A 24,556-nucleotide genomic window follows, 5' to 3' on the forward strand; every position below is an offset into this window, starting at 1 on the left:
CGCAGTCGATCATCGGACGACTGCGTCACTCGCAACGGTTTCGCAATCTCCGCGCGATCAGTCGTCCTGGTGCTCGCTCCACCACTTCTTGCCGGCGTCGGGGAGCGTGGAAATCGGGTCGTAGTACGGGTAGCGGCGCTCCAGCGCCTCCGGGTCCTTGAGCTCGATCCCGGTGCGGTAGTTCTTGGTCCAGTAGGAGATGCCGAGTTCCCGGTCATATTCGGCGACCTGATGGACCCAGCGCTTCCCGACATAAGGAACATCGCAGACAATGCGCGGCGTCGCGTAGCCGGGCAGATATCCCATGATCGCGTGCTGCAGTTGCTGCGCCTCCCACACGGCGACCCGCCAGTGCTCGGCATTGGGGATCATGTCGCACATGTAGAAGTAATACGGGAGGATGTTTGCCTCGCCCTGCAAGGCGAAGCACAGGTCGAGCAGGTCCGACGGCGTCGCGTTGACGCCCTTCATCAGCACACCCTGGTTGCGCACGTCGCGCACGCCGACCTCGAGCGCGGTCCGCGCGGCCTCGGCGACCAGCGGCGTCACCGACTGCGCGTGGTTCACGTGGGTGTGGATGGCGAGGTTCACCCCGCGCCGGTGCGCGGTGCGCGCGACCCGCTCCAGCCCCTCGACGACCTTGGGCTGCAACCAGTGCTGCGGCATCCCGGCCAGCGCCTTGGTGGCGAGGCGGATGTCGCGCACGGACGAGATGTCCATCAGCTTCATCAGGAACGCCTCGAGCTGGTGCCACGGGACGTTCGCCACATCGCCGCCGGACACCACGACGTCGCGCACGCCGGGGGTCTTCTTCAGGTAGTCGATCATCTGCTCCTGCCGGTCGACCGGCTTGAGCGTCAGCTTGTGCTTGTCGACCTGCGACGTCGAGTTCCCGACCAGGTCCATCCGGGTGCAGTGACCGCAGTACTGCGGGCACGTCGACAACAACTCGGCCAGCACCTTGGTCGGATACCGGTGGGTCAACCCCTCGACGACCCACATCTCCGCTTCGTGCAGCGAGTCCCGCGACGAGTGCGGGTGCGACGGCCACTCCACCTGGCGGTCGCTGCGGACCGGCAGCATGTACCGGCGGACCGGGTCCGCGTAGAAGGCCTTGGTGAAGGACTCCGTGGTCAGGTCGGCACCCGCGGCCATGGTGTTCAGCATCTGCGGGGGCAGCAGCATCGACATCGTCGCCAGCTGCTCCTGGTCGGCGACCAGGTCGTCGTAGAACGACTCGTCGAGCAAGTCGCCGACGACCGCGCGCAGCTGCTTGACGTTCTTCACGCAGTGCACCCGCTGCCACTGTGCGTCACGCCACTGCGCGTCGGTGATCTCCCGCCAGCCGGGGAACCGGCGCCAGTCCGGCTCGACCAGCTCCTTGCGTGCATACAAGTAGGGCTGGTTGCTGGACTCAGGTGTCATGGCCGTGTCGATGGTCGACCGGTCTTCCACGGTGGTCATGCTGGCTCCTTGCCCGTCCCGACGACGCAAAGATATTGTCCCTGTGCGTCACCGTAGCGTAAATCTTCCGGCCATGAGGAACGCTAGAGCATGAACTTGCTTAACCTCGACACCCCCTGTAACACCACAGGCGGACGCGACGATCGCGTCCGCCTGTGGGAGGTTGGTGCGGTGTCAGTCCCGTTCGCCGGCCCGCCTGCGCATGACGATGACCAGGCAGACGCCGAGCACGACCAGCGCGCTGCCGATCACGGACAGTGGCAGGATGGCCGCGGCGCCGGTCCACGCGAGGCCGCCGGCACCGCCGCTGCCGTCGCCGGTCTGCCCGTAGTCCACGGCGAACGCGGCACCCGCGCCGCCGAGCAACACGGTCGCGGTCAAGGCGAGCACGGCCAGCGTTCTGCCGACCAGTCGGTCGGGTCGCATGCGATCACTCCCAGTTCCAGGGCGGTGGGACCCGGTCTTGGCAACGTATCCGCCCATTTGACCGCTATCAACCCGCTGACAGTCGGTATCCGAGGGGTCCGATCGTCGAGTCCGAGGAGCTGCCGATGACCTCCCCTTATGGCCTGCACCGCGTCCGCGAGCCCGAGGGCGTGTTGCCGCAGCAGGCGTGGCGCCTCGACCCCGACCCGACGCCGGGCGCCGACGAAGTGGTCGTCGACGTGGAGCGCTTGAACCTCGACGCGGCCTCGTTCCGCCAGCTCAGGGAGGAACACGGCGACGGCGCCGCGGTCCGTGCGGCCGTGCTGGGCATCGTCGCCGAGCGCGGCAAGATGCAGAACCCGGTGACCGGCTCCGGCGGCATGCTGCTCGGCACGGTGCGGGCGGTCGGCCCGGACTCGCCGCTCGGGCTGGCGGTGGGCGACCGGATCGCCACGCTGGTGTCGCTGACCCTCACGCCGTTGCGGATCACCGACGGGCTGGCGAACTGGGACGGCACGAGCGAGCAGGTGCCGTGCGCGGGCACCGCGGTGCTCTTCGGCCGCTCGATCGCCGCGAAGCTGCCGGGCGACCTGCCCGACGGCCTCGCGCTGTCGGTGCTCGACGTGTGCGGCGCGCCCGCGCTCACCGCGCGGGTCGTCCGGCGCAAGCACGCCGAACTCGGTCGTGCCCCGCGGGTGTGCGTGCTGGGCGGTGGCGGGAAGTCCGGTTCGCTGTCGCTGGCCGCGGCCCGGCGCGCCGGCGCGGGGGAGCTGGTGGCCTTGGTGCCGTTCCAGCGTGAGGCCGACGCCGTGCGGGAAGCGGGGCTGGCCGACGAGATCGTCATCGCCGACGCCCGCAACCCGGTCGAGGTGGCCAACGCGGTGGGCAAGCAGGCCGACGTGACCGTGGTATGCGTGGACGTGCCGGGCTGCGAGCACGGCGCGGTGCTGGCCACGGCCGACGGCGGCACCGTCATCTTCTTCTCCATGGCCACGTCGTTCGCGGCGGCCGCGCTCGGCGCCGAGGGCCTGGCCGCCGACGTGGAGATGCTGGTGGGCAACGGTTTCGTGCCGGGGCACGCCGACTACGCGCTCGACCTCGTGCGCACCGAAGCCGGTGTGCGAGCCCTGTTCGAAGCCAGGGAACCAGCGGCGGCAGACTCCTGACGTGACGACTCTTCTCACCGCGGCCCGCATCCACGGCTCGGACGCCACGGCGATGGCGACCCGCGACGGCGTCATCGCCTGGCTCGGCGACGACGCGTCCGGCCGTGCGGCCTTCCCGGACGCGTCGCACGTCGACCTCGGTGGCGCGTTCGTCGCCCCCGCGTTCGTCGACGCGCACGTGCACGCGACGTCGGCCGGGGTGCAGCTGGCCGGGCTGGACCTGAGCGGGTGCGCGTCGGTGACCGACTGCCTGACCGCGCTGATGGACTGGGTCAAGGCGCACCCGGATATGCCGGTGTGGGGGCACGGGTGGGATGAGAGCCGGTGGCCGGAGCGCCGCCCGCCGACGCGTGACGAGCTGGACGCGGTCGCCCCGGGCACGCCGGTTTACCTGTCCAGAGTGGACGTTCACTCGGCGTTGGTGACGACGGCACTCGTCGAGCGGGCGCCGCAGGCGCGGCGGCGGGAGGGCTGGTCGGCGACCCAGCCGCTCAGCCGCGCCGCGCACCACGCCGTGCGCGGGGCCGCGCAGGAGATGATCAGCGCTTCGCAACGGGCCGAGGCGCAACTGGCGTTCCTGCGGGACGCGGCCGCGCACGGGGTCGCGTGTGTGCACGAGTGCGCGGGCCCGGACATCTCGGGCCGGGAAGACCTGGGTGCGTTGCTGGCGTTGGCCGAGGCCGACGACCTGCCGCAGGTCGTCGGTTACTGGGGCGAACTCGGCGGGCGGCTCGGTCCGGCGCACGGGCTCGGCGGCGACCTGTTCGTCGACGGCGCGCTCGGCTCGCGCACGGCCGCGGTGGGGTTGCCCTACGCCGACCAGCCGGACAGCTGCGGTGCGTTGTACCTGGATCGCGCGGCCATCGCGGGGCACGTCACCACGTGCACGCAGGCCGGGGTGCAGGCGGGCTTCCACGTGATCGGCGATGCCGGGGTGGCCGAGGTGGTGGCCGGGTTCGCCCTGGCCGAGCGGGCGGTGGGCGCCAACGCGCTGGCCGCGGCCCGGCACCGGCTCGAACACCTGGAGATGGTGACGGCCGAGCAAGCGGCGCAGCTCGCGGAGTGGGGCGTGGTCGCGTCGGTGCAGCCGTTGTTCGACGCGGAGTGGGGTGGCCGCGAGGGGATGTACGCGCAGCGCCTCGGGCCGGACCGGGGGAGTTCGCTGAACCCCTTCGCGACGTTGGAGGCGGCGGGCATGGTGCTGGCGTTCGGCTCGGACACGCCGGTGACGGCGCATGACCCGTGGCGCGCCGTGCAGGCGGCCGTGCACCACAAGACTCCTGGGCAGGGCGTGAGTCCGGCTGCGGCTTTCGCCGCCCACACCCAAGGCGGCTGGCATGCCGCGGGCATGACCGGCGGGACTCTTGCTGTTGGCGCACCGGCAACCTATGCGGTGTGGGAGACGGGCGACCTGGTCGACGGCCTACCCCGCCTGGACCCGGGTGCGGAGCTGCCAACGTGCCTGCGCACCGTCCACAATGGCCACACTCTCCACCAGCGAGCCCTCGAATGACCGGGCGTGTCCCACACTCAAGCCGGGTGTGTCCCCCGTTCCGACCGGGTGTGTCCCACAGTCGCGTCGGGTGTGTCCCACGTTCCGGCTGGGTGTCCCACACGCTGGTGCGCTCGATGCGGAACACGCAGTGCGCGAGTGTGGGACACGGGGTGCGCGACCGTGGGACACACCCGGCTGGAAGAGGGGACACACCCGGCTGGAAGAGGGGACACACCGGGTGGGAAGAGGGGACACGCGATGAGACGACGAACGGAAGGCTCTGATGGCGCTGCTTGACCTCGATCCGAAGGTCGTCCGCACGGCACGCAAGCTCGCGGCCAAGGCGGCCGAGCCGGTCGTCTCGATCGCCCGCGCGCACACGACGGTCGCCGTCGAGCGGGCGACGTTGCGGCTCGCCGGCATCACGGGGGCCGACACGACCCATCGCGCGGGGGATGTGCCCTGGGTGAACCGGGTCGTCGACACCGTGCGCGAGCACTGCGGCCTGGAACACGGCGCCGCCGTCCCGGTCTTCCACGCCTTGCGCGAGCACAACCTCGGCACGCTCACCGAACTCGCCGAGGCCACGGCCGCCGGCCAGATCCAGTTCACGGTGCCCGGCGCCAAGGACTTCGCCCGCGCCGAGAAGGCCGCCCGCACGGCCATCGCCCGCGGCATGCGGGCCGTCGACCGCAACCGGGCGACCCGCGACAAGATGGTCGCCAAGATCGGCGACCCGCCGCAACGCCCGTGGATCTACCTCATCGTGGCCACCGGCGACATCGACGAGGACGTCGTCCAGGCCGCCAACGCCGCCCGCGCCGGCGCCGACATCATCGCCGTGATCCGCTCCACCGGTCAGTCCCTCCTGGACTACGTGCCGGAGGGCGCCACCCACCACGGGTTCGCCGGAACCTATGCCACGCAAGAGAACTTCCGCATCATGCGCGCCGCCATGGACGAGGTGTCCAAAGAGGTCGGTCGCTACATCCGGGTCACCAACTACGCTTCCGGGCTCTGCATGCCGGAGATCGCGGTGCTGGGCGGGCTCGAACGCCTGGACATGATGCTGAACGACTCCATGTACGGCATCCTCTTCCGCGACATCAACCCGATCCGGACCTTTGTGGACCAACGCTTCTCGCGCCAGGTCCACGCCCGCGCCGGCATCATCATCAACACCGGTGAGGACAACTACCTCACCACGGCCGACGCGGTCGACGCGGCCCACACCGTCACGGTGTCGCAGTTGCTGAACGAGCACTTCGCCCACGAGGCGGGGCTGCCCGACGAGCTGCTCGGCCTCGGCCACGCCTTCGAGATCAACCCCAAGGTGCCCGAGTCGTTCCGGATGGAGCTGGCCCACGCCTTGCTGGCGCGCGAACTCTTCCCCGACGCGCCGCTCAAGTGGATGCCGCCGACCAAGCACATGACCGGCGACGTCTTCAACGGCTACCTGCTCGACGGCTTCTTCAACCTCGCGGGTGTCCTCACTGGACAGTCGATCCTGTTGGTGGGCATGATGACCGAGGCCGTGGTCACGCCGTTCCTGTCCGACCGCGACCTCGCCGTGGAGAACGTGCGCTACGTGCTGAACGCGGCCGGCGGGCTGCGCGAGGACTTCCGGCCCGCACCCGACGGGTTCATCGTCAAGCGCGCGCACCAGGTGCTGGGCGAAGCCGTCGACCTCCTGGAGCGCATCGTCGACGACGGGTTGTTGAACGCCATCGCCGACGGCACGTTCGGCCTGATGAAGCGCCCCGCCGACAAGGGCAAGGGCACCGACGGCGTGGTCGAGAAGGCCGAGGGCTACGCCAATCCCGCGAGCGACCTGCTGGACGAAGGGGCGACCAAGTGACTGAGAAGAGGGTTGTCCGGCCTTACGGCGACACCACGGGCGACGGCATGGTGCAGGTGTCGTTCACCTTGCCCATCCCGCACGGTCCGCGCGCGGACGGCGCGGCCCAGCAGCTGGCCAACAAGATGGGCATCGACCCGGCGATGGTCGTGCACTCCAAGCCCATGGGCCCGGACTTCACGTTCTTCGTGGTCTACGGCTCGGTCAACCACGTGGTGGACCTGGAAAAGGTCAAGGTCGTCGAGCGCGAGTACCCGCTGCTGCCGCCCACCGAGGTGAACTCGACGGTCAAGAAGTTGTTGCGCCGCAAGCTGGTCGTCGTCGGCGGCTGCATCGGGACCGACGCGCACACGGTCGGCATCGACGCGATCCTGAACATCAAGGGCTTCGCGGGCGAGAAGGGCCTGGAGTACTACCGGGAGTTGCGCGTGGTGAACCTCGGCGCCCAGGTCTCGGTGCCCGAGCTGGTCAAGCGCGCGCGCTCGGAGAAGGCGGACGCCGTGCTGGTCTCGCAGGTGGTGACCCAGCGCGACGCGCACATCCTCAACACGCAGGAGATGTCGGCCGCCTTCCGCGAGGCGATGGGCGACGCGAAGCCGTTGCTGATCGCGGGCGGCCCTCGGTTCGACCCGCTGATGGCGGGGGAGTTGGGGGTGGACCGGGTGTTCAGCCGCGGGACGACGCCCGGTGAGGTGGCGAGTTACCTGGTGCACGCGATCAAGGAGAAGAAGGCGATGGTGGCGGCGTGACAAGCGCTTTGGTCGAAGGTTTCACGGTGACGCACCGGCGCTATGTGCCGTACAGCCACGCGCATTACGGCGGGAACCTCGTCGATGGGGCATACAGCCTGGGAATGTTCGGCGACGTGGCGACGGAGCTGTGCATCCGGACCGACGGCGACGAGGGCCTGTTCGCCGGGTACTCGTCGGTGGAGTTCCTCGCGCCCGTGCAGGCCGGCGACGTCATGGAGGCGACGGCGAAGCTCGTGCGCATCGGCAATCGCTCGCGCGGGATCGAGTTCGAGGCCCACGTGGTGTGCCGCGCGGCGCCGAGCCGGGGCGCGTCGTCGGCGGATGTGTTGCCGGAGCCCATTTTGGTGACGCGCGCGAGCGGGACCGTGGTCGTGCCGGTGGCCGCCGAGTAGGCGCTGGGTAGGGAGTTGCGCCGGTGCCAACCTGTGATCCTTTGGGGTGGTATCGGCCTGCAGAACTATGCAGAGCCCTGCAGGTCGCTCTAGCTTGGGAGGCATGGGTCGGAAGAGCGCGTCGGCCGGTTACCGGGAACTGGGCGCGGAAATGCGGAGGCTGCGGGTAGCAGCGGGGTTCACCGGGCGCCAGGTCGCGTCCAGGACGGGGTGGGACCCGACCAAGGTGTCTCGGGTCGAGACCGGGCAGATTCACATCGACATCTCGGATGTGACTTGGTACCTGGGCGTTCTTCGAGTCCCTTATGAACAAGCGGTGCCGCTGATCACCTTGTGCCGCCAGGCGAAGGGCAACAGTGGCTTCTGGTTGAGCGACCACGGCGCTCAGCTGCCCGATGCGCTGAGTTCGCTGATCTACCACGAGTCGACCTCGACTTTGTCGAGTTGCTACGAGTCTCAGCTTGTGCCGGGCTTGCTGCAGATCGACCGCTACGCGCACAAGCTGATCAGCAGCGAAGCCACTCGGACGAAGGCCGACATCGAAGCAGGCGTGCAGATCAGGCTTGAGCGCCAGGAGGTGCTTGGCCGCCAAGGCGGCCACTTCGTCTTCTACATCCATGAAAACGCGCTTCGGGCGATGGTTGGCGGACCGGACATCATGCACGAGCAGATGCTCGCGCTGGCATTCCACAGCTCCACGCCCAATGTCGAGATTCGCGTGGTTCCCGCCTCGGTCGGCGCGGACCCCGCCTTGTGCGGAGCCTTCAAGCTCTTTGAGTTCGAGGAACACGAGCCGCTCGTTTACCTGAACAACTTCATTGCAACGTCCTTCTGGCTGGAGGAGAGCGATTACGTCGCGCCATACCGCGACCTAGTGGCTCACCTCGCCAAGATCGCGAAGAGCGTGGAAGAATCTCGGTCGTTCGTCGCCGCCCTGGCGGACGAGTACGACCGAGGGAGCACTCATGCACTCCACCGAATGGAGGAAGAGTAGCTATAGCGGTGGGGCTAGCAGCGACTGTGTTGAGGTTGCGCTGAGCGAGCTCCAGACCGCCGTGCGCGACTCCAAGAACTCCGCCGGGCCTCAGCTCGTCTTCCCATCTGAGGCCTGGCGGTCCTTTGTCCGTGACACACACTGACCCGGCCTTCGACGGCATCGTCGACCGCTACACCCGGGCCGGCGCGTCCTTCGAGCAGCTGCTCCGGCAAGTCCGCCCCGACCAGTGGGACGACCCCACGCCGTGCACCGAGTGGAACGTCCGCTTGCTGGTCAACCACATGGCGCAAGGCAACCGCAACTACATCCCGCTGCTGGAGGGCGCCGACGGCGCCGAGTTCATGGGCCGCCGCGGCGTGGACGCCCTCGGCGACGACCCGCTCGGCGCGTTCACTGCCTCCGTCTCCGCGTGCGCTGCCGCTTACGGTCGGCCCGGGGTGCTCGACCGGATCCTCGACTACCCGCTCGGCCGCATCCCCGCGGCGCAAGCGCTCGCGGTCCGCACCACCGACAGCGTGATCCACACCTGGGACCTCGCCCGCGCCATCGGCGCCGACGAAACCCTTGACCCGGAACAACTCCAGTGGATCGACGACCACCTCGACGCGATCTACGCGGGGCTCAGCGAGGTCCCGACGGCGCCCGACTCCACGCACAAGTTCTTCGGCCCCGCCACGACCGTCGAGGGGCCTCGGCAGGAACGGATCCTGCGGCTCATGGGCCGCACGCCCTGATTGTCAAGAGGTTTCACTTACGGAAAGAAGTCGGTTGCTTTCCCACAGTATCTAGACCAATCCGGGTCTCTTCGGCTCGATCCGGCCCAAGATGCTGCGCATGAAACTTCGATTACCGCTCCGCGCGTTGTTGGTCGTTCCTGTCCTCGCCACCGGTCTCCTGGTCGGTGGCGTCGGCACGGCGGCGGCAAGCACCGCGACGGCGACCGTCGGCGACACCGGCGGCGTCGGCCTCACCATCCGCACCGGTCCGCACACCAGCTCGGGCAGCCTCGGCCTGGTCTGGGACGGGCAGCGGGTCACCATCTCCTGCCAGTCCCGCGGCGACACGGTCACCAACGAGCACAACTTCACCAGCAACCTCTGGGATTACGTCCCCAACCTGAACGGCTACCTGGCCGACGCCTACATGGCGACCGGCTACGACGACCGCATTCCGGGCGTGCCGGACTGCGGTGGTGGTGGCAGTCAAGGCCAGCTCGTGCCCGTGTCGCAGTTCCAGGGCCAGCCCAACCAGGGCGAGGACTGCGGGCCGACCAGCGTGGTCACAGCGTTGCTGGCCGACGGCGTCACCCCGCACGGCTGGGGCACCAGCCAGGTCGCCGCGATCAACGCCGCCCGCTCCGACATGGGTTACGACCCGTCGTGGAACGACCCGAACCAGTTCGGCACCGGCGAAGGCGACGTGCAGACCGCGCTGGCGGCCAACGGCGTCGACTCCGACATCGTGAACTGGGACATCGACACGGTCCTGGCCCACGTGCGCAACGGCCACCCGGTTGTGCTGGCGGGCAACATGAAGGACCTGCCGTGGTCGGGGCACGACGTGGCCCACTTCCTGACCGTCGCGGGCTACTCCGGCGGTGACTACCTGGTCCTCGACCCGGCGTCGGACACGATCGTCTACCACACGACCGCGGCCGTGCTGACCGCGTTCTGGGACAACGACCTCGGCCACGCCGGCGTCATGCTCTGGTGACCCTCCGATTGCTGGTGGCGGCGGGTTCGTCGTCACCAGCAATCATGCAGACACGAGTATTGCAAGGCCATGCGGAAGCTTGCCCTGCGTAACGCGTCTGTGGCGGTCGGCGATGTGTCGACCATCCCCAGCTGCGGAAGGGTGGCGTCGTGACCAAGGTGCTGTCCAGAGGTGTTCTCGTGCCGGCCACCACTTTCACCCTGGGCGTTGTCGTCACAGTGTTGATCACCGATTATCTCGAACGGCACGATCCTGTTCTGTTCTGTCTCGCAGGCGTTCTGCTTATCCTAGTCTTGCTTGTCGGGCTCACGGTGCAAGTGTTGCGTTCCTCCGACAAGGGGATGGACAAGATCCACAGTGAAATCGCGCGGCTCATCTCGCGCGGCGGCCTCGACGTCGAATACGTCGAGGACGGCAAGACGGGACAATCCTACGTGCGGGCGACCCAGTTGATCCGCAGCGCCAAGCACAGCATCACGTTCGTGGACATGTGGGAGCCGTTCGAGAACTATCAGACCGGCACTCCGGAGCGAGTCGCCGCCCGCCACGAGTTCTACGAGGCCATAGTCAAGCAGGTCGAGGACCACCGCGGCGACCGGGAGATGTTCCACCGCCGCATTGTCCAAGTCCCGCAGGAGTTCGAGACTAAACCAGTTCCTTTCGCCCTCGACCCCTACTTCCACCAGTACCTGACCACGATTGCTGGGCTTACCCGCGAGGCATACAAGGCTTGCAACCTCAGGCTCACGCTGGTGCATGTGCTCAAGACGCATTTCATCATGGTTGATCGGCGGCACATCGTCATCCCCCTGCTCACCACCGATCAGAGCAGTAATCGGCAGATCCGGCACGGTGCGCTATTTTTCGACGACCGTGAGGGTAATCTGTTCAAGTGTTTTCGAGAAATCTATCGGGCGATCGACGCCCATGCTCGTCCGCTCACCGAATCCATGCTCAACGCTGATCCGGTCGTCTAGGATGGCCAACGTGGACTCATACACCTACCGAGGGCTGTCTGACCAGCAGCAACGACTGGCTGCTACGATCGAGCAGCTCGGTGGGTATTGGCCGCCGATCTCCGCCGTAGCACGGCTCCTGGAAGAATTCGGCGAATTGGCTGAAGTCTTGCTCGCTGAGAGCGAGCGGCACGAGGCGCTGTCCGAGGAAATGGCCGATCTGTGGATTATTGCCGCTTGCCTGGCGAACCAGTTCTGCATCCCGCTTCCCGTCGCTCGGGCCGCCACGGTGGAGACCGACGACCAGAATGCACCCGTCGCCGATCAGATGCAGTCGTTGCTCGTTCACGCCGGTCAGATCGCACGTGTGGTCAACTACTACGACGGCAGCAAACCTCCGCGCAATACCCAGGACTGGTTGCCGCTGACCAAGGCCCTGCGGCACTTCCACGTCAGACTGAGCCAGCTCGCTGCCGCACTCAAGGTGGACCTGGAGTCGGTTGTCGATGACAAGCTCACTGCTAGTGAGCGCCGCGATCGCGGCCGGTTCGAGCATTCTTTCGATCCCAGTACCGCGCAGTCGTTGACCGAGTTCGAGGTGATCTCCGGCAGCACGCCGTGCGTCTTCGCACCTACAGCACGACTTTGGGGTGCGCCGCCGTGGCGATCTGACCTGTCGATGGTCGACAACGTGGCCGCGTTCCTTCCGTACCTGACCCGGTTCGCCAAGGCAGCGCGGCTGGAGGGTCTCGATACATTCGTCGTATCCCTCGGACTGGAGAGCCCACGCACCATGCGGGAACTCGCGGCGCGATTGCGGGAAGTCTTGCACGCGCTCGTCCAGCTTGATCCCACAGTGAACCGCTCTTTCCGCGGTCCGGTTGCTCAGGTCGGCTGGCAGTTCTCGTTCGGCGGTGTGCGGATGTTCGTGTCGGTGTTCTCACACTTGTACGAGCCGACCAGTCCTCGGTATTCGCCCGACGCTACGTTCCTCACGTTCCAGCCGGAGACCTCGTTCGATCACTGTTCGATAGGTAGTGCCTACGCTCAGTCAGACACTACGAAGCAGCGCATCCGAGATGAGTTCCGGCGCAAAGGTCTGGACTATCCGATGGAGCTCATCGACGATCGCGTGGAGGCGCGGCTTTACCTCCTGCCGAGGTTCGCGGGCGACACCACATGCGAGTGGTGGCACGTGCGTTGACCTCGTGAGCGCCATGGCGCCGCCATCCGGATTCCAGCGGAAATATAGATCGGCGGCCGACCATCGAGCCTGAGGTGGTTGCCATGGCTGATGAGCAGATCTACGACGTGGTGGTCGACACCGAGCAGCACTGTGCCGCATGGCTTGCCGGGCGCGACCTGCCCGAGGGCTGGCACCGGCCGCCGGGCCGGCGGATGCGCTTCCTGACCCGGGCCACCGACATGTGGTCGGGCGTGCGGCCGATGTGCCTGCGCAGCCGGGTCGACGACGCCTGAGCGCCGCCCCTGCATGGTCCATTCGGGGCTCGGCCTGGGCGTGCTTGCCATCGGGAGGGGTGCTCTCGCGGTCGAGTTGCTTGCCGTCGTTGGTGGCTGGGACTGGGTGACTGACGCGGGCTGGTTAGTCGCGGGTGGCTGCTCTCGAGTGGGTGTTGCTGCCGCAGGTGTTCGCCGCCGGTGGCTGGTTTGGCCTCGGGGTTGGTGGCGGCGAACACCCTTGCCACCGGTGCCGGTGGTCGCGTGCGACGGTGGCCGGGTTGAGGGGTTGCGTTGCGAGGGCAGCCTGCGGTTTGCCGGTGGTCCCGGTGGTGGCTGGGTCTTTGTAGGTGGTTGCTCTCGCGGTGGAGTTGCTTGCCGTCGTTGGTGGCTGGGACCGGGTGACTGATGTTGGTTGAGTGGTCGTTCCCGGTTGCTCTCGTGTGGGTGTTGCTGCCGCGGGTGTTCGCCGCCGATGGCTGGGTTGGTCCCGGGGCGGGTGGCGGCGAACACCCTTGCCACCGGTGGCGGTGGTTGCGTGGCGTGGGTGACCCGGTTGAGGGGTTGCGTTGCGAGGGCAGCCGGCGGTTGCCGGGTGGTCCCGGCGGTGGCTGAGTTACCGGAATTTACGCGGCGCCTTGGAGCCAGGGTGGTGGGGTGAATACCGGCAGCCCGTTATCCATATGCACCGTCCACTCGGTGTGATGAATCAACCGGTGATGATATGGGCACACCAACACCAGATTATCCAATGTGGTTAGTCCGCCGTCTGCCCAATGTTTGATGTGGTGGGCGTGACATTGGTGTGGTGTTCGCGCGCAACCGGGGGCGGCGCAGCCCCCGTCGCGGATGGCGAGGGCTCTGCGCAATCGTTTATCGGCCAGGCGGCGGGTTTCCCCGATATCCAGTGGCTGGGATTGGCTGCCAAGGACGACCGGGATGATTTTCGCCTCGCAGGCCACGCGGCGGGCCTGCTCCGGGGTCAGTGTGCGGGCATCGTCGAGGATGGCCTGGCCGATGCGGGTTTGCAGGGTCTCCAGGGAGACCGTGACCGCGATGTGGGGGCGTTCGCCGCCCTCGGCGGGGGCGTGGCCGGAGTCGGCGGCGAAGCCGATGATCTCGGCCAGGGCGTCGCCCTGCCGCTCGCTCAGGATCCGGTCATCGCCGGTCTGCGGCTTGGCCAGCGGGGACAGCAGCGCGCGCAGCACGCTCGCGTCTTCGCCGCCGAGGCGGAACTGGCCTGACAGCGACCCGTCGCGGTGTTCGTAGAGGTCCAGCGTGTTCTGCGCATCGACCACGGTGGGTTCGATGGGTTTGCGACCGTCGGGGTTGAGGGCGGCGACGATGCGCTCGCCCAGGCGGATGAGCTGGGTCGGGTTGAACTTCCGCGCCAACCCCGTCATGTCTGCCTCGACTTGCTCGGCGTGCTCGACCGGGACCGACTCCACCGTGGTGGCGATCTTGTCCACGTGCGCGCCGGAGATCTCCCCGGCCGCCATCGCAGCACGGGCGGCCGGTAGCCGCGGTGGGATCGGTTGGCCGGTGATCCCGACCTTCGGGCACAGCAACTCGACATGGTGTTCGAGGCGCTTGGCCTCCTGGGCGGTGACGTGCAGGACGTCTTGCAGGAACCGCCACAACTGGGGATACCCGGACTCTTTCCATTCAATCTGGGAAATGTCGTCGAGCAGCTTCAACTCCAGACGCCGCAACTGCGCGACAGTCGAGTTAAGCTCCCCCAGATCCATACCTCTGATCATACCACAACAATCGGCTAAACGGCCTAGCCGAAAGGGTACGCGGATCATCTGTGGACAACTAGCTTCCTGGGGATAACTGCATTCCCGGGAGTTTCGATGGGCTGCGACGAAAGGTGCGACAGCGCCGGCTCCGGGCAACAAAGCTCAGGTGGTGGCGCGGACGATCAACTCGTGCGGCGCGATGATCGACCGCGGCGGCTTTCCTTGGGCCGCAAGGGCATCCAGGGCCAGCGACGCGATCTGATCCTTGTCCGGCGACACGGTGGTCAACGCGGGCACGCTGTACCGGCCGTCCTCGATGTCGTCGAAGCCGACGATGGCCACGTCGTCGGGCACCGAGAGGCCGCGTTCGGCCAGCGCGCGCATCGCGCCCAGAGCGAGCTGGTCGGTGAAGCAAAAGACCGCGTCCGGCGTCTCCGAGTCCAGCAATTCGAGCATTGCTTGGTATCCATCTGAGCGGTGCAGGCGGCGCACGGGACGCTCGCGGTCAACGACAGGCGCCAAGCCGAACGCTTCCAACTCCTGCCGGTAGCCCGCCAACCGTTGCCGGGCCGAGGCGTTGAGCGTGCGCGGCTGCACGCCGATCACGGCGATGCGCCGTCGTCCCGTCGCCAGCAGGTGCCGGGTCGCCTCGCGGGCCGCGGCGACGTTGTCGATGGCCACGTGGTCGACAGGGGCCGGGCCGTCGTGCTCGCCGAGCAGGACCAGGGGCACCGTGTCGGTGCGGGCGGCCAGGTCGGCCGGCGCCACGGCCCACGGGCTGAACAGCACGCCGTCGACCAGCTGCCCGCGTTTTCCGTGCAGCAGCAGCCGTTCGCGCTCGAAGTCGCCGTCGGTCTGGTCGATCAGCACGGTCAGGCCGCGGTGCTGGGCGATCCGCACGGTGCGCGCCGCCAACTCCGCGAAGTACGGGGAGTCGATCTCGGGCACGACCAGGGCGATCAGCCCGGTTCGGCTGTGGCGCAGGGTGCGGGCCGCGAGGTTCGGCCGGTAGCCCAGCTCGTCGATGCTCGCCTGCACGCGGGTGCGCGTGTCCGGGGCGACGTAGCGGAACCCGTTCACGACATTCGACACCGTGCGCACCGAGACGCCGGCGTGCTCGGCGACGTCGCGCAGTCTGGCGTTCACCGGCTCATCCTAGCTCTTGCAACGTGGCATGCCACGTTGCAAACTCGACGGATGGATCCGAACGACCTTGCCCGTCGGATCTACGACGACGGGATCATCGGCCTGCCCGGCGCGTTCGAGCGGGAGTGGGTGAAGCAGCTCGACGAGGACGTCGACGTGGCGTTCCGCGAGGCTCTCGCCCGCGCGGACGGCGCCGTCGGGCGCGGCCCGAACCGCTACTACGTGGAAATCCACCCCGAGCAGCTGCGCGGCTTCGTGGAACTGGCCACCCACCCGTGGATCAACGGCGTCTGCACCGCGGTGCTCGGGCCGGACTACCAGATCGTCGAGGTCGGCTTCGACGTGCCGCTGGCCGGCGCCGTGGACCAGCCGTGGCACCGCGACTTCCCGATGCCGCCGATCACGAAGACCGAGCGCAAGCTCGACTCGCTGGCCATCAATGTGACCACAGTGGACACCGAGCCGGACATGGGACCGTTCGAGATCGCGCCCGGCACGCAGTTCGACGACGACGCCGAGTTCGAGCACGGCATGTTCCCGCCGAAGTCGGCCTACCCGCGCTACGAAGAGCGGGCGGTGCGGAAGTTCCCGCAGATGGGCGACATCTCCATCCGCTCCGCGCTGACCATCCACCGCGGCACGACCAACCACTCGCAGAAGTCGCGGCCGGTCCTGGTGCTCGGCGTCGACGCACCGGGCGGGGTCAACGGCGAACGCCACGACTTGGCGGTCACCGAAGGGTTCTGGGCGACGCTGCCGGATTCACTGCGCAGGCACCTGCAGTGCCCGGTGGTCCAGACCTTGCGGCCGATCACGCAGAAGCACACCATCGAGGGTCTTGTCATGGGCGCGTCCTGAAACCACCCACAAGGAGGCAGCAGTGAACGACCACCAGGCGAACCGGCGTGCGGTCTTACGCGGCATGGGGATCCTCGGCCTGACCGGCGCGGCGGGCTTGCTCGGCGCCGGCGCGGCGAGTGCAACCAGCGCGGCGACCACACCGTTCGACCTGCACTTCGAGGTCACCGACAAGTTCCGCCCCTTCGACCTGATCGCCCCGAACTTCGTGCAGTACGACTCGGCCGTGCACGCCCGTTCGCTGACCGGCACGGTGATCACCACCAACGTCCGGCCCCGCGCGCCCTACGGCACGGTCATCGTTGAGGTGCAACAACTCTCCGGCGCCGGCGTGGTGGCCGGGCTCGCCGGGGCGTCGTCCTCGGTGCTCGGCGTCTACGACGCCTCGACCGGGCAGGTCAGCATCGAGGTGACCACCGGCGGCACGACCACGACGGTGAAGTCGGCGGCCGCGTCGCTCAGGGCGCCGTTCCGGTTCGCCACGGTGGTAAACGAGAACGCGGTCACGGTGCTCGCCGACACCACCGGCACCGGGACGGGCTGGCAGCCGTTGATCACCGAGCGGGACGGCGTGCGCGCGCTGATCGACCTGCGGGTGCCCGACGTCCTCGGCACCTTGAGCTACGCGTACGGCGGTCGTGGCAACGGTTCCGCGCTGCTGGGCCGGGTGCAGGCCGGCTACTTCGGGCAGGCGGGCGTGCGGGACCCGCACGTCGTGCAGTACGCCGACGGACGGCCGTACGTGAAGGACGGCAAGCTCTACCTGACGATGACCCAGGCCGGGCTCGGGTTCTTCCAGCAGGCGCACTGGGGTGTGTGGACCCTCGACCTCGCCTCCGCCCGGCTCGAACAGGTCGCGACCCTGTTCTTCGCCCGTGATGGCGTCGTGCTCGGCGACCACGCCGGCCAGATCGTGGTCGACGGTGATCGCTACATCCTGTTGATGAGCTCGTGGGGCGACTTCAACTTCCAGGGCGTGCACGTCCGGCACACCACGACCACGGCCAACGTGTTGTCGGGCGTGCACGTGCTGCCCACCGAACAGTTGGCGTTGCCGACGTCGGTCAGCTCGTGGGACCCGGCGTTGACCAAGATCAACGGCCGCTGGCACATCGCGTTCGTGGAGAGCCCGGCGCAGCAGCCCGCCTTCGTGTTCCACCCGGCCCTGGCCGCCGCCCCGCGCGGTGCGGACTACTCGTCCGGGTTGCAACTGCTCGGCGCGGACATCTCGGTCGACCAGACCGAAGGCACGATCCTGCAGCAGGTCGGCGGCACCTGGTACGTGCTGGCCAGCGACGGCGACGCGCGCCAATACCCGGTGTACGACCTGAAGATGCGCAAGCTCGGCACGCTGGATGCGCCGTACGGCACCAACATCCCGCACCCGATGATCGTCCGCCGCGACGGCGCCTGGTGGCTGATCACCTTCGACGGCACCCAGTACGCCGAGCCTGTGCTGGGCTACGGCGGCCATGGCGACTTCATCCTGATGCGGGCCTAGCGCCACACCCGCACGGTGGGCCGGTAGGTGAGTTCCTGGGTGCGGCCGTCGAGCGTCCTGGCCTCGAGCAGGTCGAGGTCGAAGTCGGCCGCACCCCCGAAAATCGGCTCCACGCCGGACTGTCCGGAGATCACCGGGAAGATCGTCACGCGGACGCGGTCGACCAGCCCCGCGGCCATCAGCGCCCGGTTCATGGAGAGGCTGCCGTGCGAGATCAGCGGCACGTCGGACTCCTCCTTGAGCCGGGCCACGACCTCGACGGCGTCGCCGGGCACGAGGGTCGCGTTCGGCCAGTCGAGCGGGCCTTGCAGCGTCGTGGACACGACCGTCGTCGGCAGGCTCACCATCCGGGCGTTCAGCGGGTCGAGCCCCGTGGGGTTCGGGCCCAGCATCGCGGTGAACTGCCGGAAAGTCTTGGCGCCGAGGACCATCCGCAGGTCCTGGCTGTAGTAGGCGAGGCGGCTTTCCAGCAGCTCCGGGCCCTGCTTGCCCCAGAAGCCGCCCCAGTCGGCGTTCTCGTAGGAGGCGAAGCCGTCGAGGGTGGAAACGACGTCGAAGGTGTAGGTCGCGGTCACGTGAGCTCCTCGGGTAGGTGGTCTCTCACCCTCGCTACGAACTGGGTGGCCGCCAATCGACACCTGCGCGCCGAAGACGTTCTGCGGCTTGCTCGCGCACCGCGGTGCCGCACAGCGGCGGGTCGCCGTGCAGGGCCTCCCAGCGGGCGTTGTGCAGGGCGGGCCAGAGGCTCGCGGCCCAGGCGACCTCCAGTTCCTCCTCGGTGAACCGGCCGTAGGCGGCCAGGAAGGCGGCAGAGCTCTCGATCGAGGCCAGCGTCGGCGGCGTGGTGCTGGCGAAGGCTCCGCTCGCCGCGCCCGCGAGGGCCGCCTCGGGTTGCCAGGCCAGGCTGTCCCAGTCGTGCACGGCCCAGATCGTGTTGCCGTGCCAGCGCAGGTTCTGCGCCTCGAAGTCGGCGTGGCCGAGCACGCGGGGCAGGGTCGTGGCTCGCAGCCGCTCGCGCACCCGCTCGGCCGCTTCGGTGATGAACGCCGGGACGGTGCTCTGGTCGCGTTCGTCCAGCAGAGGGATTGCCGGCCACAGCCCGGGATCGGTGTGGTCCCAGCGCGCCCATCGCGGGTTGGGCAGCGGCTTCTCGTCGACGTCGGCCAGCTCACGCATCAGCCAGCCGAAGACCTCGGCGTACCGCACGGCGACGTCCGGCGAGTCGCCCACCAGCACCTCGCCGCCAGGGCGCAGTTCTTCGGCGTGCACCCCGGCGATGACGGGCGTGATCGGCTTGGGGCAAGGGAAGCCGCGCTCGGCGAGGATGGTCTGCGCCCGTACACAAGCGGCGACGCGCGGCTCGTCCTCCCGCGCTTTGACGACGACCTCCCGCCCGTCGGCGAGCCGCACCCCGAAGACGGCGGAGATCGACCGGTGCTCGAACAACACCTCGGCGGGCGCGGCGCCCAAGTGCTCGCGACACCAGCCCGACAGGTCCACGGCTACCCCCGCAACGCTTCCAGCACGAACGGGTTCTCGCTCGTGAGCATGTTGTTCAGGTCGATCCCGTTCTGGCACAAGATGATGGTCCGTCCGGTCGCCGTGCGCCAGGCGATCGTCGTGTAGCCGGGGATGCCGCCGGTGTGGCCGTACGCGTCCCGAAAGCGGACGAGCCCGACACCGCGCGACCACTCGTCGTCGAGGACTTCCGAGCAGTCGGTCATGTGCGCGAGGCCGTCCGCGGCGAGCAGCCGGCCGTCGAACAAGGCGTCGAAGAACAGCGCCACGTCGCGCGCCGACGCGGCCATCCCGCCCGCGGTCCACCCCTCCGACATCGACAGGGTCGTGCACTCGACCCATTCGCCGCGCACCCGCAGGTGACCGCGCGCATGCGGGCCGCGCAGGTGCGGGTCGGCAATGGGGAAGATCGTCGCGGTCAGCCCGAGCGGGACGCAGATCCGCTGGTGGAGGTGGACGTCCACCCGCTCGCCGGTCGCCCGCTCGATGATCAGGCCGAGCAGGATGTAGTCGGTGTTGCAGTAGCGATACACGGAATCCGGCGGCTTGCGGTCGTCCTTGGCCAGCGCCGCGGCGACCAGCTCCTCAGGTCGCCAGTAGCGTCGCAGCGGTTCCAGGTCACGCTCGTCGCCGAACGGGCCGTCGCCGTAGTCGGGCAGGCCCGATCGCATGCGCAGCAACAATTCCATGGTGATCTGGTCGCCGCCGTCGACCAGACCGGGTAGCCAGTGCTCGACCGTGTCGCCGAAGGCGAAGGCGCCTTCGGCGGCCAGTTGCATCGCGAGCACGGACACGTAGGTCTTGGTGATGCTGCCGATCCGCACCAGGTCGTCGGCGGTCATGCGGCGCCGCGACCCGAGGTCGGCGACGCCGGTCGCGCCCTCGAAGACCGTCCGCCCGCCTTCGGTGATCAAGCCCAGCAGTCCGGGTCCGTGGTCGGCGGCTGTCCGGTCGAGCGCGTCGGTGAAGGTCATGTTTCCTTGATACTCTCCGTCTTCGACCGCACACTGTTCGCATGCGTGTATTACTCGGGGCCGCGTCGATCGCGGCGATCCTGGGCACGGGGATCGTGGTGACACCGGCGTCGGCGGCGGCCGCCTTACCCCCGAACCAGATCCTGGGTTTGTTCGACAGCAGCTACGCGAGCATCGCCGCGCGGGTCTCGCACCTCGGGTACGCGCCGACGTCGCTGACAGGGACCTACGGCGCGATGTACACGCGCGACGCGTCGGTGCAGGCGATGGCCCTGACCGCGGCCGGCGACACCACCCGCGCCGAGGCCATCCTGAGCTACGTGCTGCGGTACAGCGCCGCCTCCGGTCAGGCGCAGCTGCCGCACCGCATCTACGACACCAAGAACGTGCTCACCACCTCGCGTCAGGCGGACGTCAGCCAGCGGGTGTACGACCTGAGCGTGTTACCCCGCGGCGCGACCCAGGCGATGCCCGTACCGGGCACGGTGAGCGCCGTCGACGTGTGGCTCAGCCGCGGCGCCTCGACCTCCGGCAAGGTGCGCGCGACGCTGATCGCCGGCACCGGGTCCGCCGCCCAGACCGTCGACTCCCAGACCATCCCGATCGCCGACGTGCCGACCGGGTCCGGCGGCTGGGTGACCGTCGAATTCCGGCCGCCGCTCACGGCCGAGGCGCCGACCGCCTACAGCATCAAGCTGGCCGGCATCGACTCCCCGGCCGTCACCTGGTGGGGCGCCGGGGCGGGCAAGGCGTCCTACCAGGAGCGCACCACCGACTTCCGGTTGTCCGGCTACGACATGTTCGACGAGACCGACCAGCTGTTCAGCGTGGCCCTGGCCTGGGCGCGGGTGTTTCCGAAGTCGTCGCTGGGTTTCCGGTACGAGACGTGGCCGCTGATCCGCGGGTTCGTCGACTACTACCTCTCCACGCCGGGTTACTTCAACACCTCGATGAACCTCATCCGCAACCCGATCCTGGACGACGAGGGGTACCACAACACCTACGACCTGCTGACCAACGTCTTCACCGCGCAGGCGTTGCACGAGCTGGCTCCCATCGCCGACGGCTACCTCGACCCCGCCACCGCGAGCCGGTACCGCCAGTTCGCCGCCAAGATCACCCGCGGCATCAACGCGAATCTCGTCACGACGGTGGACGGCAACCGGATCTACGGTGAGAAGTACGAGATCGGCTCGACCACGGTGTTCTCACCGGGGTACTCGTTCGTGAACCTGTCGCCGCTGGCCGCGGGCTGGTACGGCATGGACGACACGATCATGGCGAACACCGTGCAGGCGTACTTCGCCCACGAGAGCAAGAACTGGTCGGGCGTCACGATGCTGTCGTCGATGCAGGACTACGGCGGGTCCGGCCACAACCGCTGGGTGCTGACGAAGTCGTTCTCGTGGGAACTGCGCTTCGCCGCGAAGAACGGCGACACCGGGCGCGTGGGCGAGATCGACACGTTCCTGCAGCGCTTCGACCCCGACATCGTGCAGCCGATCGCCGAGGGCTGGATCCTCGACGACACCGGCACCGTCACCATGACCGACCCGGCCAACCAGGAACACGCGAGCTGGTACCTGCTCGGGTTGCTGCAGTCCTATCCGCGACTGGCTCCGCGCAGCGCGTCGATCAGCCAGGCGCTCAAGACGACTCCCGAGCTGACCGTGAGCATGCCGGCGCACGTGACGGCCGCGTTCACGGTGAACTCCACGTTGTTCAACACGTTGGCTTCGTCGTCCGACTTCACGGTGTCCGCGGACGCGCCGTCCGGCTGGACGGTGAGCACCACGTCGGCGGTCGACGGCACCTTGCGTGCGGGCGACTCGGCGCCGGTCGCGTGGACCGTGACCCCGCCGCCGGGCTACAGCGGTCCGGTCGACCTCACCGTGTCGGCGCGGTTGGGCGGTCACACGGTGACCAAGCACGTGTTCACGACTGTGGCTAACCCAGCGTGATGGCCGCGACCCCGGCCGCGGCGACGACGAGTCCCGCGGCCTGGGTCCGGCTCCAGCGCTCGCTGAGCACGACGCGCGCCAGCACGATCGTGATGGCGGGGTAGAGCGACGTGATCACCGCGACCACGGCGAGCTGACCGGCGCCCGTGGCCGCGACGAACAACAGGTTGGCCGCACCGCCGAGCACGCCGGTGATGACCGCGGGCCACACCGCCGCGCGCCACGCGTCGCGTCGCGGGCGCAGCCACAGGGCGGCCGCGCCCAGCAACACCACGCCGACCGCCTGACCCGCGGCCAACGGCCAGCTGCCGCCGTCGGTCCCGGCGCGGTCCAGCCCGATGAACAACAAGGCGAACCCGGCCCCCGCGACGACCGCCTCGACGAGCCCGGAGGGCTTGTCCTTGTCGGCCGGGTCCTCGTTCCGCGACACCAGCGCGATGGCCGGGAGCACGATCACGATCCCCGCCCAGCCGAGCCACGAGAGCCGGTCCCCGGTCACGATCCCGACCAAGGCGGGCAAGGCCGCCGCCAAGACCGCCGACACCGGCGCCACCACCGACATCCGGGCGACCGTCAGTCCCCGGTAGAGCGCCAACGTGCCGACGGCGGTGCCGATCCCGCTGATCGCTCCCCACAACAGCGCGGCGCCCGTCGGCGCCGCGGGCTGCATCACCAGCGCGGTCCCGATCGCGGCTACCAGGCTCCACGGCTGCGCGAGCACCGTGACCGCGCTCGGATCACTGCGTCGCCCGCCGACGCCGGCCGCGAAGTCGGAAGCACCGTAGGCAATTGCGCACAACATCCCCAGAAGTACACCCACGCCGCCATTGTGCGTCGTAGCCCGCCGTCACCGCCGCCCCGCACCCCACCAACCGCGCGTGTCCCACATTCCGGCCAGGTGTGTCCCCTCTTCCGACCCGGTGTGTCCCCTGTTCCGACCGGGTGTGTCCCCCGTTCCCGGCGAGGACGGGTGGGCTCCACATGGGACACGGCCCGTCTCATGTTGATCGGCGCTGCTCGGCCGGCCGGTGGGCATGATCGAGTACGCGGCTCCGGGAAATGGAAGGCTGGTCTGGGCTATGGTCGGCCGCGTGTCCAGTTCGGCGGGGGACGGCAGCGGCGGCCATCGGAGCCTGGATCCGGGCGGGGTGCACCGCTGGGCTGGTGAACTCGCCGGGCGCGGCTACCGTCCGGCGCCGTTGGCCGCCGGTGTCGAAGGGGCCGTCTTCCGGCTCGGAAACGGCGCCGTCGCGAAGGTCTGGAACTCGCGCACCGAGGCCGAGATCGCCCGGCTGGCAACGTTTCTCGACGCCGTGGGCGGTGCGGGCCTTCCGTTCCGGACGCCCGAGATCCTGGACGTCGGTCACCTCAGCGACGCCGTGTTCAGCATCGAGCGGGAGCTGTCCGGGGTCCCGCTGTTCCCCGACCACACGGGTCAGTCGCCGCCACTGGAGCCCGAACGGCTGCGGTGCATCACCGATGTCCTGGCCGCCCTCGCGGCGGTGACGCCCAGGGACGAACTGAAGGTTCTGCCCGTCCTCGACGAGCCCGATCCGCTGTGGGGTGCGGGTGATTTCACCACCGCCCTGGGCCGCCTGGTGCTGGATCGCGTCGAGCGCTCATGCGAGCACATGAGGGCGGCCGTGCCGGACGTCGGTGAACTGGCGCGGGCGCTGGCCGACCGGTTGTCGGCAATGGACGCGGGACCCGACGGTCTGATCCACGGCGACCTGATCCCGGCCAACATCTTGGTCGACGACGGCGGCAGGGTCACGGCCCTGTTGGACTTCGGTTTCTTCTCCACGGTGGGTCCGCCCGCCTTCGACGCGGCCGTTGCCATGGCCATCTTCGACATGTACGGGCCGGCCAGGCTCGCGAGCCGCGTGGCGATGGAGGAGCTGGTGCGCGGCACCTTCGGCTACCCCTGGGAGACCCTCGCCGTTTACCTCGCCGCCTATGCCGTGGTGACCATGACCCTGTTCGGCTCGTCCGAGCAGGAGGGCCACTTCCACTGGTGCGCCGAGGTTCTGCGCCGCCCGGACGTGATGGCCGCCCTCTAACCGGGCGTGTCCCACCTTCGCGCAGGGTGTGTCCCCTAATGAGAGTTACGGGCCTGTCGTGGGGCAGGCTTGGTGTGGTAGCTGCTGGTGGGTGAGCACTCGTGTCCCCAGGCCTGTCG

General features: G+C 68.6%; 24 protein-coding genes. 16 read left to right on the forward strand and 8 right to left on the reverse strand.

Features of this window, described 5'->3' with window-relative positions:
• Window positions 1-57: 57 nt before the first annotated feature.
• Complete coding sequence (locus EV186_RS34820) at window positions 58-1,464, reverse strand: KamA family radical SAM protein (RefSeq protein WP_208115928.1); 1,407 nt, start codon at window positions 1,462-1,464, stop codon at window positions 58-60.
• Between the two features lie 174 nt (window positions 1,465-1,638).
• Window positions 1,639-1,890: a hypothetical protein gene (locus EV186_RS34825; RefSeq protein WP_133853742.1), complete on the reverse strand. Its 252-nt coding sequence runs from the start codon at window positions 1,888-1,890 to the stop codon at window positions 1,639-1,641.
• A 125-nt stretch (window positions 1,891-2,015) separates the two neighbouring features.
• On the opposite strand from EV186_RS34825, the gene kdd reads away from it, so the two are divergent.
• The 12 genes from kdd (at window position 2,016) to EV186_RS34880 (ending at window position 12,698) form a co-directional block, all read left to right on the forward strand.
• Window positions 2,016-3,056 (forward strand): L-erythro-3,5-diaminohexanoate dehydrogenase, encoded by a 1,041-nt coding sequence (gene kdd, locus EV186_RS34830; RefSeq protein ID WP_133853743.1) that lies wholly within the window; start codon window positions 2,016-2,018, stop codon window positions 3,054-3,056.
• 52 nt (window positions 3,057-3,108) lie between these two features.
• Window positions 3,109-4,569 (forward strand): amidohydrolase, encoded by a 1,461-nt coding sequence (locus EV186_RS34835; RefSeq protein ID WP_133853814.1) that lies wholly within the window; start codon window positions 3,109-3,111, stop codon window positions 4,567-4,569.
• A 265-nt stretch (window positions 4,570-4,834) separates the two neighbouring features.
• Entirely contained in the window at window positions 4,835-6,409 is a 1,575-nt protein-coding gene (gene kamD, locus EV186_RS34840; protein ID WP_133853744.1) for a lysine 5,6-aminomutase subunit alpha, read from the forward strand.
• Window positions 6,406-7,158: a lysine 5,6-aminomutase subunit beta gene (gene kamE, locus EV186_RS34845; protein ID WP_133853745.1), complete on the forward strand. Its 753-nt coding sequence runs from the start codon at window positions 6,406-6,408 to the stop codon at window positions 7,156-7,158. Before kamD ends, kamE begins: the two co-directional genes overlap by 4 nt.
• Entirely contained in the window at window positions 7,155-7,553 is a 399-nt protein-coding gene (kal, locus tag EV186_RS34850; protein ID WP_243754453.1) for a 3-aminobutyryl-CoA ammonia lyase, read from the forward strand. The genes kamE and kal overlap by 4 nt, the downstream gene beginning before the upstream one ends.
• A 103-nt stretch (window positions 7,554-7,656) precedes the next feature.
• Complete coding sequence (locus EV186_RS34855) at window positions 7,657-8,547, forward strand: helix-turn-helix domain-containing protein (protein WP_166659465.1); 891 nt, start codon at window positions 7,657-7,659, stop codon at window positions 8,545-8,547.
• Entirely contained in the window at window positions 8,519-8,692 is a 174-nt protein-coding gene (locus EV186_RS34860; RefSeq protein WP_133853747.1) for a DUF397 domain-containing protein, read from the forward strand. Before EV186_RS34855 ends, EV186_RS34860 begins: the two co-directional genes overlap by 29 nt.
• Window positions 8,679-9,284: a TIGR03086 family metal-binding protein gene (locus EV186_RS34865; protein ID WP_166659466.1), complete on the forward strand. Its 606-nt coding sequence runs from the start codon at window positions 8,679-8,681 to the stop codon at window positions 9,282-9,284. The genes EV186_RS34860 and EV186_RS34865 overlap by 14 nt, the downstream gene beginning before the upstream one ends.
• A 100-nt stretch (window positions 9,285-9,384) precedes the next feature.
• The gene (locus EV186_RS34870; protein WP_243754454.1) at window positions 9,385-10,263 is read left to right on the forward strand and encodes a C39 family peptidase; all 879 of its coding nucleotides are present in this window, start codon (window positions 9,385-9,387) and stop codon (window positions 10,261-10,263) included.
• 149 nt (window positions 10,264-10,412) lie between these two features.
• Entirely contained in the window at window positions 10,413-11,240 is an 828-nt protein-coding gene (locus EV186_RS39230) for a hypothetical protein (protein ID WP_166659467.1), read from the forward strand.
• A gap of 10 nt (window positions 11,241-11,250) precedes the next feature.
• Window positions 11,251-12,423, forward strand: coding sequence for a YqcI/YcgG family protein (locus EV186_RS34875; RefSeq protein ID WP_166659468.1), 1,173 nt, complete (start codon window positions 11,251-11,253; stop codon window positions 12,421-12,423).
• Window positions 12,424-12,506: 83 nt separating this feature from the next.
• On the forward strand, window positions 12,507-12,698 hold the full coding sequence (locus EV186_RS34880; RefSeq protein WP_133853750.1) for a hypothetical protein: 192 nt from the start codon (window positions 12,507-12,509) through the stop codon (window positions 12,696-12,698).
• A 605-nt stretch (window positions 12,699-13,303) separates the two neighbouring features.
• Here the strand turns inward: EV186_RS34880 and EV186_RS34885 are convergent.
• Both EV186_RS34885 and EV186_RS34890 read right to left on the reverse strand, forming a co-directional pair.
• Window positions 13,304-14,485, reverse strand: a complete 1,182-nt coding sequence (locus EV186_RS34885) for an HNH endonuclease signature motif containing protein (protein ID WP_133853751.1) — start codon at window positions 14,483-14,485, stop codon at window positions 13,304-13,306.
• A 96-nt stretch (window positions 14,486-14,581) separates the two neighbouring features.
• On the reverse strand, window positions 14,582-15,565 hold the full coding sequence (locus EV186_RS34890; RefSeq protein ID WP_133853752.1) for a LacI family DNA-binding transcriptional regulator: 984 nt from the start codon (window positions 15,563-15,565) through the stop codon (window positions 14,582-14,584).
• Window positions 15,566-15,616: 51 nt separating this feature from the next.
• On the opposite strand from EV186_RS34890, the gene EV186_RS34895 reads away from it, so the two are divergent.
• Entirely contained in the window at window positions 15,617-16,423 is an 807-nt protein-coding gene (locus tag EV186_RS34895) for a phytanoyl-CoA dioxygenase family protein (protein WP_133853753.1), read from the forward strand.
• A 22-nt stretch (window positions 16,424-16,445) separates the two neighbouring features.
• Window positions 16,446-17,924 carry a glycoside hydrolase family protein gene (locus tag EV186_RS34900; RefSeq protein ID WP_243754455.1) on the forward strand — a complete coding sequence of 493 codons (1,479 nt, stop codon included), beginning with the start codon at window positions 16,446-16,448 and terminating at the stop codon, window positions 17,922-17,924.
• Here EV186_RS34900 and EV186_RS34905 read toward each other — a convergent pair.
• From EV186_RS34905 to EV186_RS34915, 3 genes are read right to left on the reverse strand one after another with little or no spacing between them, the layout of a single operon-like run.
• Window positions 17,921-18,499, reverse strand: a complete 579-nt coding sequence (locus EV186_RS34905) for a dihydrofolate reductase family protein (RefSeq protein WP_133853754.1) — start codon at window positions 18,497-18,499, stop codon at window positions 17,921-17,923. The genes EV186_RS34900 and EV186_RS34905 overlap by 4 nt on opposite strands.
• A 34-nt stretch (window positions 18,500-18,533) precedes the next feature.
• Window positions 18,534-19,424, reverse strand: coding sequence for a phosphotransferase (locus EV186_RS34910; RefSeq protein WP_166659469.1), 891 nt, complete (start codon window positions 19,422-19,424; stop codon window positions 18,534-18,536).
• 2 nt (window positions 19,425-19,426) lie between these two features.
• A complete protein-coding gene (locus tag EV186_RS34915; RefSeq protein ID WP_133853755.1) occupies window positions 19,427-20,416 on the reverse strand; it encodes a serine hydrolase domain-containing protein in 990 nt (329 codons plus the stop codon).
• Window positions 20,417-20,457: 41 nt separating this feature from the next.
• Between EV186_RS34915 and EV186_RS34920 the strand changes: the two genes are divergently transcribed.
• Window positions 20,458-22,377: an NEW3 domain-containing protein gene (locus tag EV186_RS34920; RefSeq protein WP_133853756.1), complete on the forward strand. Its 1,920-nt coding sequence runs from the start codon at window positions 20,458-20,460 to the stop codon at window positions 22,375-22,377.
• Here EV186_RS34920 and EV186_RS34925 read toward each other — a convergent pair.
• Entirely contained in the window at window positions 22,364-23,197 is an 834-nt protein-coding gene (locus EV186_RS34925) for an EamA family transporter (protein WP_133853757.1), read from the reverse strand. The genes EV186_RS34920 and EV186_RS34925 overlap by 14 nt on opposite strands.
• A gap of 271 nt (window positions 23,198-23,468) precedes the next feature.
• Between EV186_RS34925 and EV186_RS34930 the strand changes: the two genes are divergently transcribed.
• Entirely contained in the window at window positions 23,469-24,437 is a 969-nt protein-coding gene (locus tag EV186_RS34930; RefSeq protein WP_166659470.1) for a phosphotransferase family protein, read from the forward strand.
• Window positions 24,438-24,556: the final 119 nt, after the last annotated feature.

Source organism: Labedaea rhizosphaerae, from assembly GCF_004362825.1.
Classification (GTDB): Bacteria; Actinomycetota; Actinomycetes; order Mycobacteriales; family Pseudonocardiaceae; genus Labedaea; species Labedaea rhizosphaerae.

Bases quoted from the DNA above. Each gene is read 5' to 3' on its own strand.
- EV186_RS34820 (WP_208115928.1), bottom strand. From the start codon at position 1,464: ATGACCACCGTGGAAGACCGGTCGACCATCGACACGGCCATGACACCT.
- EV186_RS34825 (WP_133853742.1), bottom strand. From the start codon at position 1,890: ATGCGACCCGACCGACTGGTCGGCAGAACGCTGGCCGTGCTCGCCTTG.
- kdd (WP_133853743.1), top strand. From the start codon at position 2,016: ATGACCTCCCCTTATGGCCTGCACCGCGTCCGCGAGCCCGAGGGCGTG.
- EV186_RS34835 (WP_133853814.1), top strand. From the start codon at position 3,109: ATGGCGACCCGCGACGGCGTCATCGCCTGGCTCGGCGACGACGCGTCC.
- kamD (WP_133853744.1), top strand. From the start codon at position 4,835: ATGGCGCTGCTTGACCTCGATCCGAAGGTCGTCCGCACGGCACGCAAG.
- EV186_RS34855 (WP_166659465.1), top strand. From the start codon at position 7,657: ATGGGTCGGAAGAGCGCGTCGGCCGGTTACCGGGAACTGGGCGCGGAA.
- EV186_RS34860 (WP_133853747.1), top strand. From the start codon at position 8,519: ATGCACTCCACCGAATGGAGGAAGAGTAGCTATAGCGGTGGGGCTAGC.
- EV186_RS34870 (WP_243754454.1), top strand. From the start codon at position 9,385: ATGAAACTTCGATTACCGCTCCGCGCGTTGTTGGTCGTTCCTGTCCTC.
- EV186_RS34880 (WP_133853750.1), top strand. From the start codon at position 12,507: ATGGCTGATGAGCAGATCTACGACGTGGTGGTCGACACCGAGCAGCAC.
- EV186_RS34885 (WP_133853751.1), bottom strand. From the start codon at position 14,485: ATGATCCGCGTACCCTTTCGGCTAGGCCGTTTAGCCGATTGTTGTGGT.
- EV186_RS34895 (WP_133853753.1), top strand. From the start codon at position 15,617: ATGGATCCGAACGACCTTGCCCGTCGGATCTACGACGACGGGATCATC.
- EV186_RS34915 (WP_133853755.1), bottom strand. From the start codon at position 20,416: ATGACCTTCACCGACGCGCTCGACCGGACAGCCGCCGACCACGGACCC.
- EV186_RS34920 (WP_133853756.1), top strand. From the start codon at position 20,458: ATGCGTGTATTACTCGGGGCCGCGTCGATCGCGGCGATCCTGGGCACG.